The 16763-nt window shown below is 73.6% G+C and carries 14 protein-coding genes; 7 read left to right on the top strand and 7 right to left on the bottom strand.

What is annotated here, in order from left to right; translation table 11 throughout:
• The first annotated feature begins 16 nt into the window (after positions 1-16).
• Entirely contained in the window at positions 17-394 is a 378-nt protein-coding gene (locus tag ACIF6L_RS04470; protein WP_329488855.1) for a phage holin family protein, read from the top strand.
• Positions 395-497: 103 nt separating this feature from the next.
• On the opposite strand, the gene ACIF6L_RS04465 is transcribed toward ACIF6L_RS04470, so the two are convergent.
• Positions 498-917, bottom strand: coding sequence for an SsgA family sporulation/cell division regulator (locus tag ACIF6L_RS04465; protein WP_396486102.1), 420 nt, complete (start codon positions 915-917; stop codon positions 498-500).
• A 292-nt stretch (positions 918-1209) separates the two neighbouring features.
• On the opposite strand from ACIF6L_RS04465, the gene ACIF6L_RS04460 reads away from it, so the two are divergent.
• A complete protein-coding gene (locus tag ACIF6L_RS04460) occupies positions 1210-1737 on the top strand; it encodes an NUDIX hydrolase (RefSeq protein ID WP_329488853.1) in 528 nt (175 codons plus the stop codon).
• 56 nt (positions 1738-1793) lie between these two features.
• On the opposite strand, the gene ACIF6L_RS04455 is transcribed toward ACIF6L_RS04460, so the two are convergent.
• The 4 genes from ACIF6L_RS04455 to pdhA all read right to left on the bottom strand — a co-directional run bounded on the left by ACIF6L_RS04455 (position 1794) and on the right by pdhA (position 7189).
• On the bottom strand, positions 1794-3431 hold the full coding sequence (locus tag ACIF6L_RS04455) for a globin domain-containing protein (RefSeq protein ID WP_396486101.1): 1638 nt from the start codon (positions 3429-3431) through the stop codon (positions 1794-1796).
• A gap of 223 nt (positions 3432-3654) precedes the next feature.
• Entirely contained in the window at positions 3655-4995 is a 1341-nt protein-coding gene (locus ACIF6L_RS04450) for a dihydrolipoamide acetyltransferase family protein (protein ID WP_396486187.1), read from the bottom strand.
• Positions 4996-5000: 5 nt separating this feature from the next.
• The gene (locus ACIF6L_RS04445; protein WP_329492182.1) at positions 5001-5963 is read right to left on the bottom strand and encodes an alpha-ketoacid dehydrogenase subunit beta; all 963 of its coding nucleotides are present in this window, start codon (positions 5961-5963) and stop codon (positions 5001-5003) included.
• 83 nt (positions 5964-6046) lie between these two features.
• Positions 6047-7189, bottom strand: coding sequence for a pyruvate dehydrogenase (acetyl-transferring) E1 component subunit alpha (gene pdhA / locus ACIF6L_RS04440; RefSeq protein WP_359805842.1), 1143 nt, complete (start codon positions 7187-7189; stop codon positions 6047-6049).
• A 148-nt stretch (positions 7190-7337) separates the two neighbouring features.
• Here pdhA and ACIF6L_RS04435 point away from each other — a divergent pair, with 148 nt between their 5' ends.
• The gene (locus ACIF6L_RS04435) at positions 7338-7799 is read left to right on the top strand and encodes an Lrp/AsnC family transcriptional regulator (protein WP_329488850.1); all 462 of its coding nucleotides are present in this window, start codon (positions 7338-7340) and stop codon (positions 7797-7799) included.
• A gap of 182 nt (positions 7800-7981) precedes the next feature.
• On the opposite strand, the gene ACIF6L_RS04430 is transcribed toward ACIF6L_RS04435, so the two are convergent.
• Positions 7982-8566 carry a TetR/AcrR family transcriptional regulator gene (locus tag ACIF6L_RS04430; RefSeq protein ID WP_329488849.1) on the bottom strand — a complete coding sequence of 195 codons (585 nt, stop codon included), beginning with the start codon at positions 8564-8566 and terminating at the stop codon, positions 7982-7984.
• Between the two features lie 126 nt (positions 8567-8692).
• Here ACIF6L_RS04430 and ACIF6L_RS04425 point away from each other — a divergent pair, with 126 nt between their 5' ends.
• The 3 genes from ACIF6L_RS04425 to ACIF6L_RS04415 all read left to right on the top strand — a co-directional run bounded on the left by ACIF6L_RS04425 (position 8693) and on the right by ACIF6L_RS04415 (position 13490).
• A complete protein-coding gene (locus ACIF6L_RS04425; protein WP_329488848.1) occupies positions 8693-9961 on the top strand; it encodes a hypothetical protein in 1269 nt (422 codons plus the stop codon).
• A gap of 148 nt (positions 9962-10109) precedes the next feature.
• On the top strand, positions 10110-11810 hold the full coding sequence (gene paaN, locus ACIF6L_RS04420; RefSeq protein WP_396486100.1) for a phenylacetic acid degradation protein PaaN: 1701 nt from the start codon (positions 10110-10112) through the stop codon (positions 11808-11810).
• 150 nt (positions 11811-11960) lie between these two features.
• A complete protein-coding gene (locus ACIF6L_RS04415; protein ID WP_396486099.1) occupies positions 11961-13490 on the top strand; it encodes an FAD-dependent monooxygenase in 1530 nt (509 codons plus the stop codon).
• A 41-nt stretch (positions 13491-13531) separates the two neighbouring features.
• Here ACIF6L_RS04415 and ACIF6L_RS04410 read toward each other — a convergent pair whose 3' ends face one another.
• The gene (locus ACIF6L_RS04410) at positions 13532-14098 is read right to left on the bottom strand and encodes a CGNR zinc finger domain-containing protein (RefSeq protein WP_396486098.1); all 567 of its coding nucleotides are present in this window, start codon (positions 14096-14098) and stop codon (positions 13532-13534) included.
• Between the two features lie 262 nt (positions 14099-14360).
• Here ACIF6L_RS04410 and ACIF6L_RS04405 point away from each other — a divergent pair, with 262 nt between their 5' ends.
• Positions 14361-16520 (top strand): protease pro-enzyme activation domain-containing protein, encoded by a 2160-nt coding sequence (locus ACIF6L_RS04405; protein WP_359805851.1) that lies wholly within the window; start codon positions 14361-14363, stop codon positions 16518-16520.
• Positions 16521-16763 lie beyond the last annotated feature (243 nt).

Raw genomic sequence — 16763 nt, 5'->3', positions numbered from 1 at the left:
CTGGGACGCTGGCCCCATGAAGGGTTTCGTCATCAAGACACTTATCAACGCGGCCGCCATCTGGGTGGCCGCCTGGATCGTCTCCGGGATCACGCTGACCGGCGACGACTGGCAGAGCAAGACCCTGACGGTGATCGCCGTCGCACTGATCTTCGGCGTGGTCAACTGGCTGATCAAGCCCGTGGTCAAGCTGTTCTCGCTGCCGCTGTTCATCCTCACCCTGGGCCTGATCACCTTCGTCATCAACGCCCTGATGCTCTGGCTGACCTCCTGGGCCTCGGACAAGCTCGACCTGGACTTCCACGTCGACGGCTTCTGGGCGGCGCTGTTCGGCGCGCTCATCATCAGCCTGGTCTCCTGGGGCCTCAACCTGGCGCTCGGCGACGACGACTGAGCGACGCGCCGCCGTCCGCGTGCCCGGGCACGCGAAAGGGGCCCGCACCCGGTTCCGCACCGGGGCGGGCCCCTTCGTCCCACCGTCGCCGGCGGGCGACCGGTCACCGCTCGCAGCCTCCGAGGATTTCGGCGAGCTGCGCGTCGATCTCCCCGCCGGTCAGCTCCCGGCCCCTCGGCACCAGCCGGTCGGTCCGCGCGAGGAAGGCGGTCAGCGGCGCCGCGCAGGCGCGCAACCGGGCATGTCCTTCGGGGGAGCGCAGCACGACGCAGACCTCCGAGAGCTCCTCGCCGACCGGGTGGACGTGCACGTCGCCCTCGCCCGTCGGCCGGCCGACCCCGTCGAACAGCAGCTCCCGGGCAAAGACCCAGGTGACCGGGGCGTCGCCGGGCAGGTGGAAGGTGAGGCGGACCGCGAACGGGTCGGCGGGGTCGTACTCCAGCTCGGCCACGAGGCGGAAGGAGAGCTCGGTGGAGACCACGAGGCTCATCACCAGGTGACCCTGGACTGTGCTGTGCTGCATGGCGCCAGTACCTCTCGTTCTGCCCGGCCGGGTGGCTGGTCGCTCATCGCAGCACAGGCCGGGCGCGGCTGCAATCACTCTCCGGCCGTTCGATCGACAAATTCCTTTGGATTGAAGGTAACGGTGGAGATCAGTTCGATATTTTGAAGATCAGGTGAACATTCACCTTGGCTATCCAAGATCCATCGGCGCTGTGAACACGCCCCGAACGGACGCACCCGAGCAGGTCCGAGTTTCGGGCCGGTCGGCGTGCGGGAGACTCCCGCACAACGCTCCAGCCCCGGAGGTGGCCATGCGCACCCCGCCCCGACCCGTCGTCAAACGCACCGCGCGGGCGATCCTGCTGGAGCTGGACCCGGCCGATCCCCATGGACCGGCCTCGATCGTGCTGATCAAACGCACCCGGCCCGGCTCCCCGCACCCGTACTGGATCACCCCCGGCGGCGGGGTCGAGAGCGAGGACCGCACGGTCACCGACGCCCTGCACCGCGAGGTGGACGAGGAGCTCGGCGGCAAGGTCGTGGACCTCGTCCCCGCCTTCGTCGACACCATCAGCCACACCCACCACGACGACGGCACACTGCTCCACCCGCACGGGGTCAAGGTCCAGCACTTCTTCGTCTGCCGGCTCGCCTCGATGGACCTCGACCGCCGGCACGGGCCGGAGGTGGACGAGCCCAACGGCGAGTACGAGGTGGTCCGGGTGCCCTTCACCCGGGAGGGCGTCACCTCGGTCAACGTCGTCCCGCCCAGCCTGCGGGCGTACCTGGCGGCCAACATCGAGGGCGTCCGGGCCCTGCTCGCCCCCGACTTCGACTGACGGGCCCGGGGCCCAGGGCAGGAGCCGGAGCCGGAGCCGGGCGGTCCGGCTCCCGGTCAGCCCGCCGCCAGATCGCCGACCAGGTCGTGCCGGATCCGCTCGGGCGCCACCCCGGCCCGCAGCAGCACCCCGGCGCCGCGCCGCACCATCGCGGCCGGCCCGCCCAGAAAGGCCTCCCGGTCCGCCCACGGTCCGAACCGGCCGACCACCTCGGGCAGTTCACCGGTGAGCATTCCGCCGCCCGGCACCGGACCACCGGCCTGCGGCCCCGGCCCGGACAGCACCGGGTGCACCGACAGCCAGCGGTGGCGCTCGGCCAGCGCGCGCAGCGCCGCCAGCTCGTAGAGTTCGGCGGCCCGCCGGGCCCCGTAGAAGACGTCCACCGCGCGGCCCGCCGCGCCGTACTCGGCCACCTCCTCCACCAGCGCCTTGATCGGGGCGATCCCGGTGCCGCCGCCGAGGCAGAGCAGGTCCGCCCCGGACGTGTGGTCGACGGTCATCGTGCCCGCCGCCGGGCCCAGCCGCAGCACCGAGCCCGGTGCGGCCCGGTGCACCAGCGCGTTGCTCACCCAGCCCGCCTGGACGGCCTTGACGTGGAGGGTCAGCAGACCGTCCGGCCGGGGCGCGGAGGCGAACGAGAAGTACCGCCAGACCCGCGGCCACCAGGGCGTCTCCAGGCTGGTGTACTGCCCGGCCCGGTACGGATAGGCCTGGTCGGGGCGGAGGGTGAGCACCGCGACGTCCGGGGTGCGCAGCTCGTGCCCGACCACCTCGGCCTGCCACCAGGGCGGCGAGGTGCGGGCGTCATCCTCGGCGGCCTCGATCATGATCGAGGAGACCAGCCGGTAGACCCGCCGCCAGGCCAGCTCGGTCTCGGCGTCCCAGCGGCTGCCCGAGTACCGGGCCAGCGCCGCCACCAGGCATTCCCCCACCGGCCCGTAGTGACCCGTCAGGGTGCCGTACCGGCGGTGGCCGCGCCCCAGGGCGCTCAGGTAGCCGCGCAGGCCCTCCGGGTCGCCGGCGCTGCGGGCGGCCATCAGCAGCGCGCGGAAGAGCCGGTCGCGCTGGACGTCCATGGCGGCCGGGAAGAGCGCGCGGACCTCGGGGTGGTGCAGGAAGATCAGCGCGTAGAAGTGCGCGGTGGCCCGGTCGGCGACCGGCTCGACCACGGCCAGGCTGGCCCGGATCAGCTCGATGTCCCGGGCGGTGGGCGGCTGCTGCGCGGCGGCGGACCCGGGGCCGGACACGGCGGGACCGGGGCCGGACACGGCGGCGGGCACCGGCTCGGTTGCGGTCGCCCCGCCGGCCACGGCGGCGACCGGCGGCCGGGCGGGATCGCCGCCCACGGCGGTCCAGTTGAGGCCGGGGGCCCGGGTGAACAGCGGCTCGATCGCGGGCACCGGCGGCCCGGCGGGCGTCGACGGCGCCGGGATCGCGGGCGGCCGGGCCGGCGGCTCGGGGATCGCCACCCGCAGCGCCGCGGCGGGGGCCGGGACGAGCGGAGCCACCGGCACCTGGGCGGCGGAGACCGGCGGGAGGTCCGGCGGGTCCAGCGGCATCGGCGGGACGGCCGCCGCCGCGGTCGGCACGGTGTCCGGGGCCGGCTCCGGGCCGGAGTCCGGCATCCCCGGGACGGCCGCGGCTGCCGCCGAGCCGTGTCCGGTGCGGACCAGGAGAGTTCTGCGTGACTTCACCGCAACGTTTCGAGTACCCAAGAGAATCGTTTCGCCTCCGGCCGGCCTGTGCCACCACCTGGCTTGTTCCTGCTGACGCCTAGGCAGCGTGGCACGCCCGAAGTGCTCATCCGACAAATCGCGCGAAGGCCGGACACCCGCCCCCCGTACGCGCTACTCTCGCTCGATCTGCGGTCGCCCTGGGTGTCCGGGCAGCCACCCAAGGCGACCGCCCGGACGCCGGTCACAACTGCCGCAGCAGCATGCCCGGTTGCTCGACGCAGTCCGCGACGAACCGCAGGAACCCGCCCGCGGTACCGCCGTCGCAGACCCGGTGGTCGAAGGTGAACGACAGCTGGGTCACCTCGCGCACCGCCAACTCTCCCTGGTGAACCCAGGGTTTGGCGACGATCCGGCCCACCCCGAGCATCGCCGCCTCGGGGTGGTTGAGGATCGGGGTGGAGCCGTCCACCCCGAACACCCCGTAGTTGTTCAGGGTGAAGGTCCCACCCGTGAGCTCGGCCGGGGTGAGCGCCCCGGTCCGGGCCGACTCGGTCAACCGCGCCAGTTCGGCGCCGAGTTGCTCGGTGCTCAGCCGCTGGGCGTCGCGCACCACCGGAACGACCAGGCCCCGCTCGCCCTGGGCGGCGAAGCCCAGGTGCGCCGCGGAGTGCCGGAGGATGCCCGAACCGTCCTCGGTGACACTGGAGTTGAGCTCGGGGAAGCGGGCCAGCGCCACCGTGCAGATCCGGGCGAGCAGCGCCAGCACGCTCACCTTCGGCCCGGCGGTGGCATTCAACTGCCTTCGCAGCAACATCAGTTCGGTGGCGTCCGCGTCGACCCAGCAGGTCGCCGCCGGGATCTCCCGGTGGCTGCGGGTGAGCTTCTCGGCCACCGCCCTGCGCAGACCGCGCAGCGGCACCACCTCGGCCCCGGCCGGCGCGCTCGCCCCGTTGGACACCGGCACCGCCGCCGGCGCACCGCCGGGGGCCAGCGCCGCGATCGCCCGTTCGACGTCCGCGCGCATGATCAGACCGTCCGGCCCGCTGCCCGTCAGTGCCGCCAGATCGATCCCGTGCTCCCGGGCCGACCGCCGGACCAGCGGCGAGATCACCGGCACCACCACCGGCGCGACGGCCACGGCCACGGCCGGCGGAGCGGCGGGCGCCACCACGGCCACCGGCGCGGCGACGGCCGTCGGAGCAGCCGCCGGAACAGGCGCCGGAGCGATGGCCGGAGCCCCGACCCGGCGGCGCCGGCCGCCCTTGTCCGGCTCCGCGACCCCGTACCCGACCAGCGGACGCTCCACCTCGGCGGACGGGGACGGCGCGCCCGCGGCGGGCGACACCGCGACCGTCACCAGCGGCGCGCCGACCGCCACCTCCTCGCCCGGCTCGCCGTACCGGGCGGTGACCACCCCGCCGTACGGGCAGGGCACCTCGACCACCGCCTTGGCGGTCTCCACCTCCACCACCGGCTGGTCCACGGCGATCACCTCACCGACCTCGACCATCCAGCGCACCACCTCCGCCCCGGTGAGCCCCTCACCGAGGTCGGGCAGCGTGAACTCGCGTACGACCGGCATCATCCTCAGGCCTCCCACTGCAGCCGGGCGACCGCGTCCAGGATCCGGTCCACCCCGGGGAGGTGGTGGTGCTCCAGCATCGGCGGCGGGTACGGGATGTCGAAGCCGGTGACCCGCAGCACCGGGGCCGCCAGGTGGTGGAAGCAGCGCTCGGTCACCCGGGCGGCGATCTCCGCACCGGTGCCGCCGAAGCCGGTCGCCTCGTGCACCACCACGGCCCGGCCGAGCGAGCGCACCACCCGGCAGACCGTCTCGTCGTCGAACGGGACCAGGGTGCGCAGATCGAGCACCGCGAGGTCCCAGCCCTCGGCCTTGGCCGCCTCGGCCGCCTCCAGGCAGACCGGCAGCGAGGGGCCGTAGGTGATCAGCACCGCCGACGTCCCGGTCCGCCGCAGGACGGCCCGTCCGATCGGCTCGACCGGCGCCGCCGGGTCGAACTCCGCCTTGCCCCAGTAGAGCCGCTTGGGCTCCAGGAAGACCACCGGGTCGTCCGAGGCGATCGAGGCCCGCAGCAGCCCGTAGGCGTCCGCCACCGTCGCCGGGGTGACCACGTGCAGCCCGGGGGTGCTGGTGTAGTAGGCCTCGGAGGCGTCGCTGTGGTGCTCGACCCCGCCGATGCCGCCGCCGTACGGGATGCGCACGGTGATCGGCAGCGGCAGCCGCCCGGCCGTGCGGTTGCGCATCTTGGCGACGTGCGAGAACAGCTGCTCCAGCGCCGGGTACGCGAAGGCGTCGAACTGCATCTCGACCACCGGGCGCAGCCCGTACATCGCCATGCCGATCGCGGTGCCGAGGATGCCGGCCTCGGCCAGCGGGGTGTCCAGGCAGCGGTCGGCGCCGAACTCGGCGGTCAGGCCGTCGGTGATCCGGAAGACGCCGCCGAGCGCGCCGACGTCCTCGCCGAGCACGTGCACGGCCGGGTCCGCGCGCAGGGCGTCCCGCAGCGCGGAGTTGAGCGCCTGCGCCATGGTGGCGGTGCGCGGACCGGCCGGGGCGGGTCGCGCGGCGGGCCGGCCGAGGGTGGCGGCGGGCGATGGTTGGGCGGTGTTGCTCATGGGTGCTGCACCTCGGCCTCGGCGGCCAGCTCGGCGGACAACTGGGCTGCCTGCTCCCGCAGTTGCGGGGTCGGCTCGGCGTACACATGGGCGAACAGCGCCATCGGGTCCAGCTCGGCGTCGGCGTGGAACTCGGCCCGCATCCGGGCCGCCAAGGCCTCCGCCTCGTCCGCCGACTCCTGCACCAGGGCGTCGTCCAGCAGGCCGATCCGGCGCAGGTGCCGCTCCATCAGCAGGACCGGGTCGTGCTCCCGCCAGGCCGCCACCTCGGTGTCGTCCCGGTAGCGGGTGGCGTCGTCGGCGTTGGTGTGCGCCTCGACGCGGTAGGTGAGCGCCTCGACCAGGGTCGGGCCGCCACCGGTCCGGGCCCGCTCGACCGCCTCGGTCAGCACGCTGTGCACGGCGGGCGCGTCGTTGCCGTCCACCAGCCGGCCCGGTATCCCGTAGCCGACCGCCTTGTGGGCGAGCGTCGGCGCGGCGGACTGCGCGGTGAGCGGGACGGAGATCGCGTACCCGTTGTTCTGGACCAGGAAGACCACCGGGGCATTCAGCACCGCGGCGAAGTTCAGCGCCTCGTGGAAGTCGCCCTCGCTGGTGCCGCCGTCGCCGAGCAGCGCCAGCGCGACCACCGGGTCGCCGCCGAGCCGGGCGGCGTGCGCGAGGCCGACGGCGTGCGGGGCCTGGGTGGCCAGCGGGGTGCAGAGCGGCGCCGTCCGGGTGGCCAGCGGGTCGTAGCCGGTGTGGGCGTTGCCGCGCAGCAGGGTCAGCGCCTCCAGCGGGTCGACGCCGCGGGAGACCACCGCGAGGGTGTCGCGGTAGCTCGGGAAGAGCCAGTCCTGCTCGCCGAGCGCCAGCGCGGCGGCGACCTGGCAGGCCTCCTGGCCGGTGGACGCCGGGTAGACGGCCAGCCGGCCCTGCTTGGTGAGGGTGGTGGCCTGCTGGTTGTAGCGGCGGCCGACCACCAGGCGGCGGTACAGCTCGCGCAGCAGCGCGGGGTCGTACTTCTCCAGCTCGGGGGTGCCGAGCACGCGGACCGGTGAGGCGTCCGGAAGCAGCGGGGCCGGGTCGCTGCGCGGGGCGGTCGCCCCGGGCAGCCAACCGGGCACCGCCGTGTGGTGTCTGTGATCGAGAACGGTCATCTCGGGCACCTCCAGGGGTAGCGGGGGCTCCCTACCGATTGTTCGGTCGTCTGTTCATCTTGACCAGAAGCGTGACAAGGTGGTGGACAATCGGCCCGGGTGGCGGTCGACTGGTGGCAGAGCGTCCAATCCGTGGGGGTGGGGGGTCATGTCGGCTGAACAGACGTCCAGACTCGACCGTGTCGACCGGGCGATCCTGCGGCTGCTGCAGCAGGACGGTCGCGCCTCGATCCGCTCGGTGGCCGAGCGGGTGCACGTGTCCCGGGCGAATGCGTACGCCCGGATATCCAGGATGGTCGAGGACGGCGTCATTCGCGGCTTCACCGCCCGCGTGGACCACGAAAAGGCAGGTCAGGGCGCATCCGCCTACGTCACCCTGAAGATCGTGCAGAACTCCTGGCGGACGGTCCGCGAGCAACTGCTGGAGCTGCCCGGCGTCGCGCACATCGCGCTGGTGGGCGGAGACTTCGACGTGCTGCTGCTGGTGCACACCGCCGACAACCACGCGCTGCGCGAACTGGTGCTGGGCAGCATCCAGTCCATCCCCCAGGTGCTCGGCACCCGCACCATGCTGGTCTTCGAGGAGACCGACCAGGTGCCGCCGCTTTGATTGGGCGCCCGCTCGCCTCCGGGGCGCACTGGGGCGGGGCGACCGTTGAGGGCCCGGCGGGCGTCCCCTGGGACCGGGTAGTGCCCGGGCGGGGCGACCGTTGAGGGCCCGAGCCGGGTGCCCTTTCGGGACGGGTGGGTGGCCCTTTGGCGCGGACCTTCCGGCCCCGGCCCCTCCCGGTGCTACCGGGCGCGGAGGCCGTCGAAGGCCAGGTGGACCACCGCGTCCGCGACGCCGTCGGCCGCCTTCACGCCGGGCCGGTACCACTCCACGATCGAGTTGATCATGCCGAAGAGCAGCCGGGTGGCCAGCCGCGGCTCGACGTCCGCCCGCAGCGAGCCGTCCGCGACGGCGGCCCTCAGCAGCTCGGCCACCTGGTGGTCGAAATCCCGGCGGCGCTCCAGCGCCCACTGCTCGGTCACGGTGTTGCCCCGCACCCGCAGCAGCAGGGTGACGTACGGCAGCTCGGTGAGCAGCACCTCCGCGGTGCGCCGCACCACGTGCTCCAGCCGCTCCACCGCGGGGCCCTCGACCGCGCCCGGTTCGGCGAGGATGCCGAAGAGCCCGTCCAGGGCCCGCCCGACGGCCAGCCGGAGCAGCTCCTCCTTGCCGCGGACGTGGTGGTAGATCGAGGACTTGGAGATCCCGGCCGCCCGGGAGAGGTCCTCCATCGAGGTGCCGTCGTAGCCGCGCTCGTTGAAGACGTCGACGGTCACCGCGAGCAGCGACTCCACGGTGTAGGCGGTACGCGTGGTGTGATCGGCCATCCTCCGAGTATCCCCGGCCCCGCTGCGCCCGATGCGCCCGGGTCCATTGGTCCGCACCAGCGGCGCGGCCGACGGCCTAGAATCTGCGGACCAGCGTCCACGGCCAGCAGGGTGGGGTCCAGTCTCATGAGCGCAATACCGGCAGTCGCCTCCGACGTGCCCGAGCAGCGCAGCGAGGAGCCGGGGGACGCGGCGCGGGCCGACTGGCGCGAGCGCGGCCGCGCCCTGGTCCTGCGCTTCGGGCCGGCCGTGTGGTGCTACGCGGTGCTCAAGCTGATCGGCTTCACCGTCTTCATGAAGCTGCTCTCCTTCTCGGGCGACTACGTCAAGAAGCACCCGCGGTTCGGCGGCGGCGCGAACCCCTGGGACGTGCTGGCCAGCTGGGACGGCTGGTGGTACCAGCAGATCGCCCAGTTCGGCTACCACCCCGCGCTGGTCCCCGTCCCGGGCGGCCTCCCCGGCTTCACCGTCGAGCAGAACTCGGCCGCCTTCTTCCCGCTCTACCCGGGGCTGATGCGGCTGGTCTCGGACGGCACCGGGCTCGGCCTGTACGGCGCCGGGATGCTGGTCTCGGTGGTGGCCTCGCTGTTCGCCGCGGCCGGGATCTACGCGGTGGTGGACCAGCTGGCCGGCCCGCGCGCGGGCGTGATCGCGGCCGGGCTCTGGGCGATCGCCCCGGGCTCCGGCGCCGAGTGGGCGCTCTACTCCGACTCGCTGTTCGTCGCGCTGGCGGCCTGGGCCTGCTACTGCGTGATGACCGGGCAGTGGATCGCCGCCGGTGTGATCACGCTGGTCGCCGGCCTCAACCGGCCGACCTCGGCGGCCCTGATCGGCGCCGTCGGCCTGGCCGCGCTGGTCGAGCTGTACCGGCGGGGGAGCGGCGTCGCCCGCCCGGTGGCCGCGATGCTGCTGGCCCCGCTCGGCCTGCTCGGCTACGTCGGCTGGGTGGGCTGGCGGACGGGCGAGTGGGGCGGCTACTTCAAGCTCCAGCACGACGCCTGGCTGCACTACTTCGACTTCGGCCACGGCACCTTCGAGGCGATCCGCGGCGTCCTGCTGGGCCGTTCGGACTACCCGTTCGCCTGGCCGGTGACCGACCTGCTGGCCACCCTGATCGTGCTGACCCTGCCGGTGCTGATCGTGCTGCTGGTCCGGCTGCGTCCGCCGCTGGTGCTGACCGCCTACACGCTGGCCACCATCGTCTCGGTGCTGGGCAGCCTGGGGATCTTCGGCAACACCTCGCGCTACCTGCTCCCGGCCTTCCCGCTGCTGATCGCCCTGGCGGTGGCCATGCGCAAGCTGAGCTGGCCGGTGCTGGCGACGGTGCTCGGCACCGGCGCGATCGCCTCCGGCTGGTACGCCGGGTACGTCATCTTCGAGCTCGGCATCCCGTAGACCGGTACCCCGCTCCGCCCCGGGGGCGCGTCCGCTGCGGACGCGCCCCTGCGCGTTCTCCGGATCCGATCCGCACACCCTCTTGAGCCGACCGATCGTTCGGTTACTCTGTGACGTGTCCCGTCCTCCCCTCTGAGGAGCGCACACCATGTCCGCAGCGGTCATCCACCCCCTCGTCGCCGAGCTGGTCGAACGCCACCAGGCCACCCTGGACGCCGCGCTCGCCGCCGCCGCGTCCCGCGACTACTGGTCGCCCTACCCCGAGTTCCCGAAGGCCTACGGCGAGAGCGGCGCCGCGGACGGCAAGGCCGCCTTCGAGGCGCTGCTGAACCTCCCGTTCGCCCTCGACGGCCACCCGGCCGACGGCGACCTGATCGGCGGCGAGGCGTCCCCGTACGGCGTCGAGATGGGCATCGGCTACCCGCACGCCGACGCGGACACGCTGATCGCCGCGCTGCTCGCGGCCCGGCCCGGCTGGGCCGCCGCGACCCCGCTCGCCCGGGCCGCCGTCTGCCTGGAGATCCTGGCCCGGATCAACGCGCGCTCGCATGAGTTCGCGCACGCGGTGATGCACACCACCGGCCAGGCCTACGGCATGGCCTTCCAGGCCGGCGGCCCGCACGCCCAGGACCGCGGTCTGGAGGCGGTCACCTACGCCTACGCCGAGCAGACCCGGCTGCCCGCCAGCGCCGGCTGGACCAAGCCGCAGGGCAAGCGCGACCCGCTGGTGATGACCAAGGAGTTCACCGTCGTCCCGCGCGGCCTCGCGCTGCTGATCGGCTGCAACACCTTCCCCACCTGGAACGGCTACCCCGGTCTGTTCGCCTCGTTGGCCACCGGCAACCCGGTGCTGGTCAAGCCGCACCCGCGCGCCGTGCTGCCGCTCGCGCTGACCGTGCGGACCGCCCGCGAGGTGCTCGCCGAGGCCGGCTTCGACCCGAACCTGGTCTGCCTGGCCGCCGAGCACGAGGGCGGCACCGTCGCCCAGACGCTCGCCGTCCGCCCCGAGGTCAAGCTGATCGACTACACCGGCTCGACCGCCTTCGGCGACTGGCTGGAGGAGAACGCGCGCCAGGCCGAGGTGTACACCGAGAAGGCCGGCGTGAACACCGTGGTCGTCGACTCCACCGACGACTACCGGGGCATGCTGGGCAACCTGGCCTTCTCGCTCTCGCTCTACAGCGGCCAGATGTGCACCACCCCGCAGAACCTGCTGATCCCGCGCACCGGCATCGACACCGACCAGGGCGCCAAGTCCTACGACGAGGTGGTCACCGACCTCGCCGGCGCGATCGAGGGCCTGCTCTCCGACGACGCCCGCGCCACGGCCGTGCTCGGCGCCGTGGTCAACCCCGGTGTGCTGCAGCGCTCGGTCGCCGCGGCCGGCGGCGAGTACGGCGAACTCGCCCTCGCCCCGCGGGTGGTGACCTCCACGGAGTTCCCCGGCGCGACCGTCCGCACCCCCGCGCTGGTCAAGCTGGACGCCGACAAGCCGGACGACCGCGCGGTCCTGCGCGACGAGTGCTTCGGCCCGGTCTCCTTCGCCGTCGCGGTGGAGTCCACCGCCGCCGCGGTCGAGCTGCTGCGCGACACCGTCCGGACCCAGGGCGCGATGACCGCCTCCGGCTACACCACCTCGCCCGAGGTCGAGGCCGCGCTGGTCGAGGCCGCGCTCGACTCCGGCGTCTCGCTCTCGCTCAACCTCACCGGCGGCGTGTACGCCAACCAGACCGCCGCCTTCTCCGACCTGCACGGCACCGGCGCCAACCCGGCCGCCAACGCCGCCTACTGCGACGGCGCCTTCGTCGCCAACCGGTTCCGCACCGTGGAGATCCGCCGCCACAGCTGAGCCGATCCGGTTGCGGGCCCCGGCGGTGCCACGCCGGGGCCCGGTTCCGTCCCGCGGGAATTCACAGCCCCGCCCGCGCCAGCGATGATGGAGGCCGGGAGGGCGCCCGGACCGGCGTCCAACCTCCGTCCGAGCACCGGGAGCTGACACATGACCGCGAAGCAGACCGTCACCGACGTCCTGATCGTCGGGGCCGGACCGACCGGCCTGCTGCTGGCCGGGGACCTCGCCACCGCCGGGATCCGGGTCACCGTCCTGGAGAAGCGCGACACCGAGTCCAACCTCACCCGGGCCTTCGCGGTGCACGCCCGCAGCCTGGAGCTGCTGGACGCCCGGGGCCTGGCCGACGACCTGATCGCCACCGGCCGCCCGCTCAGCTCGCTGCGGCTCTTCGACCGGCTCCGGGTCGACCTCGCCGCCCTGCCGAGCCGCTTCCCGTTCGTCCTGATCACCCCGCAGTACCACACCGAACGCCTCCTCCAGGAGCGCGCGCTGAAGGCCGGCGCGACCCTCCTGCGCGGCGCCGAGGTGGTCGGGCTGCGGCAGGACGCCGAGGGCGTCACCGTCGAGACCCGCCCCCGCGCCCGCAGCGGGGAGGCGCCCGCGGACGGCACCACCGAGACCCACCGGGCCGCCTACGTGGTCGGCACCGACGGCGTCCACTCCACCGTCCGCGACCTGCTCGGCATCCCCTTCCCCGGCGAGTCGGTGGTCAACTCCGTCGTGCTGGCCGACGTCCGGCTGGACCGCGCGCCCGACGAGTTGCTGACCGTCGGCGCCGGCGAGGGCGGCTTCGCCTTCCTCGCGCCGTTCGGCGACGGCTGGTACCGGGTCATCGCCTGGGACCGCGCCGAGCAGCACGCGGACGGCGCCCCGCCCTCGCTGGAGCGGATCGCCGAGATGACCCGCACCGCCCTCGGCGAGGACTACGGGCTGCACGACGCCCGGTGGAGCTCCACCTTCCACAGCGACGAGCGGCAGGTGCCGAACTACCGCTCCGGCCGGGTCTTCCTGGCCGGCGATGCGGCGCACTGCCACTCCCCGGCCGGCGGCCAGGGCATGAACACCGGCCTCCAGGACGCCGCCAACCTCTCCTGGAAGCTCGTCGCCGCCGTCCGCGGCCACGCCACCGACGCCCTGCTGGACACCTACCAGACCGAGCGGCACCCGGTCGGCAAGTCGGTGCTGCGCACCTCCGGCGCGCTGATCCGGCTCGCCCTCGCCCAGTCCGCTCCCACCCGGGTGCTGCGCGGCGCCCTCACCACGCTGGCCGACCACCTGGACGTGGTCGCCGAGCGCGGCGCCCGGACGGTGTCCGGGATCGGCATCCGCTACGCGGCGCCGAAGGACGCCCACCCGCTGGCCGGCCGGCGCGTGCCGGACCTGCGGCTGACCGCCCTGGAGGAGGCCCGGGAGGACGGGCCGGCCGCGCCCGAGCGGCTCTACGAGGCACTGCGCGCGGGCACGTTCGTGCTGGTCAGCAATGACCAGCTGCCCGCCGCCGAGCCGTGGGCGGGCCGGCTGCAGACCGTCGCGCCGGCCGACCCGCACGGCAAGCTGCGTGACACCGTGCTGCTGGTCCGCCCCGACGGCTACGCCGCCTGGGCCGCCGTCGACCCGGGCCAGGGCGAGGTCCGCGCCGCGCTGGCCCAGTGGCTCGGCGCCCCCGACCAGAGCTGAGGACCGCGTGCGGGGGCGGTTCACCGCCCCCGCCGCCGGCCCTAGGCGCGCGCCTTCTCGTAATGCCGGGCCGCTTTCGCGCGGTTTCCGCACACCGCCATCGAGCACCACCGCCGGCGGCCGTTCTGCGATGTGTCGAAGAAGTGCAGAATGCAGGCCTCGTGGGCACATTTCTTGATCCGGAGGGTGCCCCGGGCGAGCAGGTCGAGGAAGTCCTCGACCGCCAGCCAGGCCGCCAGCCACTGCGGCCCGTCCACCTCGACGTGCGCCGCCGGCCCCGCCGGACCGAGCTCGCGCCGCAGCCGCCCGTGCCGCAGCACCTCGTTCAGACCGGCCGCCGCGGGCGCCGTCACCTCACCCCGGGCGTCCAGGTCCCGGACCGCCGCGGCGAGCGCCTCCCGGGCCTGCCGCAGCGCCACGAGCCCCGCGTCGTCGGCCTCGCAGCGGGCCGCCAGCCCGGCGGAGGAGAGCCAGACCCCGAAGCCGTCCGGCCGGTCCAGCAGGTCGTTCACCGGGCTGCCCGCCCACCGCGTGTTGAGCAGGTCGAGCGCGAGCGGCTCGCCGGTCAGCGGGCGGGGGTCGCGCGGGTCTGCCGTCCGGTCGGTCATCGGATACTCCCTCGGTCTCGCCCGGTACCCGATTCTACGTCGCCCGCGGCCGCCGAATCGGGGCGGTCCGGAGCGTGAATTCCGGCCGTTAACTGTATGAAGACGCCTCCATTCCGTTCTCCACAGTTGACTGTTCTTTAGCAACGAATTGCTTGACCATAAGCCAATTCCCGGAACCGCTCTGTCATGTTCTAGCCAGCGTTTCACCCCAGAGACGCCCTGGCCCCTGCCGGCCCCCACATGCCGGCCAGAGGAGGATTCCGTGCGCCCTCGCTCCCTCGCCCTCGTCGCGGCACTCGCCGTCCTGCCGCTGTCCGCGGTCTCGCTCGGCGTGACCGCCGCGCAGGCCGCCCCGGCCCCCAACGCCGCCGCGCCGCGCGTCTCGCTGCCGAACACCGTCACCCCCGCGGTGGCCCGTTCCGAGAAGAAGGGCGACGTCCCCGCCGAGCAGCAGCTCTCCGTCGCGGTCAGCCTGAAGCTGCGCGACACCGCCGAGCTGGACCGCTTCCTCGCCGCGATCGCCACCCCCGGCGCCCCCGAGTTCGGCACCCACCTGACGCCGCAGCAGTTCACCGACCGGTTCGGCCCGACCCAGGCCGCCGTCGACCAGGTCCGCGGCTACCTGACGGCCCAGGGTCTGACCGTCTCCGCCGTCAGCGACAACCGCCAGGTGGTCGACGCGCACGGCACCGCCGAGCAGATCGCCAAGGCCTTCGGCACCCACGAGAGCGCCTACCTGGACCCGCAGCAGCAGCGCACCTTCTTCGCCAACGACGCGGCGGCCTCCGTGCCGGCCGACCTCGCCGGCGTGGTGCAGGGCATATCCGGCCTGAACAACCACACCGTCCGCACCACCCGCAACGTGAAGCCGTCCACGCCGGCCGCACCGAACGCGGTCACCGCCGCCCCCAGCGGCTTCGGCCCGAGCCAGTACGACGGCGCGTACAACCTGAACAAGACCGGCGCCGACGGCACCGGCGTCAGCGTCGCGCTCTGGGAGTTCGACGGCTACAGCTCCAACAACCTGAAGACCTACGACAGCCAGTACGGGCTCACCGGCCCGGCCGTCTCCACCGTGTCGGTGGACGGCGCCAACTACGACTCCTCCCCCGGCGAGGGCCAGGGCGAGGTCGAGCTGGACAGCGAGATCGTGCGCGGCGTCGCCCCCAAGGCGACCCAGCTGGTCTACGAGGCCCCCAACAGCGACCAGGGCGAGATCGACATGGCCGCCAAGATCGTCGCGGACAACCGGGTCTCGGTCATCTCCATCTCCTGGGGCTCCTGCGAGCCCGACACCACCGCCTCCTCCATGACGGCGGTCGACAACTCCTTCAAGCAGGCCGCCGCCCAGGGCATCTCGATCTTCTCGGCCTCCGGCGACGACGGCTCGCGCGACTGCACCCGCTCCACCAGCGGCTCCTCCGTCAAGGCCGTCGACTTCCCCGCGTCCAGCCCGCACCAGACCGGCGTCGGCGGGACCAACCTCAAGGTCTCCGGCAGCGCCTACTCCTCCGAGAGCGCCTGGAGCACCGCCGGCGGCGGCGTCTCCACCGTCTTCGCCAAGCCGAGCTGGCAGACCGGCACCGGGGTGAGCGGCACCATGCGCACCGTCCCGGACGTCTCCTCCAACGCCGACCCGGCCAGCGGCTTCGCCATCTACACCGCCGGCGGCTGGCAGGTCTACGGCGGCACCAGCGCGGCCGCCCCGCTCTGGTCCGGCTACGCGGCGCAGTTCAACCAGAAGGCCAAGGCGGCCGGGCAGCCCGTCCTCGGTGAGGCCAGCCCGCGGCTGTACGCCGTCGCCAACGGCAGCGGCTACGGCACCACGTTCCACGACGTGACCACCGGCAAGAACCAGGACTTCTCCACCAAGGCCGGCTACGACCAGGTCACCGGCTGGGGCAGCCCGATCGCCGACGCCCTGGACGCGGCGCTGCTCGGCGGCACCACCACGCCGCCCACCGGCGGCTGCACCGCGGCCCAGCTGATCGGCAACGGCGGCTTCGAGACCGGCACCGCCGCGCCGTGGACGGCGTCCACCGGCGTCGTCGACAACGCCTCCGGCGAGGCCGCGCACGCCGGCTCCTGGAAGGCCTGGCTGGACGGCTACGGCAGCGCCCACACCGACACCCTGGCGCAGACCGTGTCGATCCCGGCCGGCTGCAAGGCCACGCTCTCCTTCTGGGTGCACGTCGACACCGCCGAGTCCGGCTCCACCGCGTACGACAAGCTGACCGTCCAGGCCGGCTCGACCACGCTGGCCACCCTGTCCAACGCCAACGCGGCCACCGGCTTCGTCCAGAAGTCCTTCGACCTGTCGGCCTTCGCGGGCCAGACGGTGACGGTCAAGTTCACCGGCACCGAGGACGCCTCGCTCAAGACCAGCTTCGTGATCGACGACGCCGCGCTCAGCGTCTCCTGATCACCTCCGCGACCCCACGCCGTCGGGGCGGTCCGCACCGGGACCGCCCCGACGGCGTGTTTCCGTTCTGTTTCAAGATCGATAACCCTGTGGCCCACCCCTCGTGACCACTGTCATACGCACGACTGATGACGTAGCCTCTCGACCGTGCATAGGGTTCCCCACAGCTCGGTGAAGCCGTTCACGGCGCCCTCCGGCGCCGGACCGACCGCGCCGAACCCGCTTGCTGGGGAAGGTAACCGC

Origin of the sequence: Kitasatospora sp. NPDC086009 (assembly GCF_044540385.1) — a bacterium.
GTDB lineage: Bacteria > Actinomycetota > Actinomycetes > Streptomycetales > Streptomycetaceae > Kitasatospora.
Note: the sequence above shows the minus strand (reverse complement) of the source record. Positions and strands in the feature narration are given on the sequence as shown.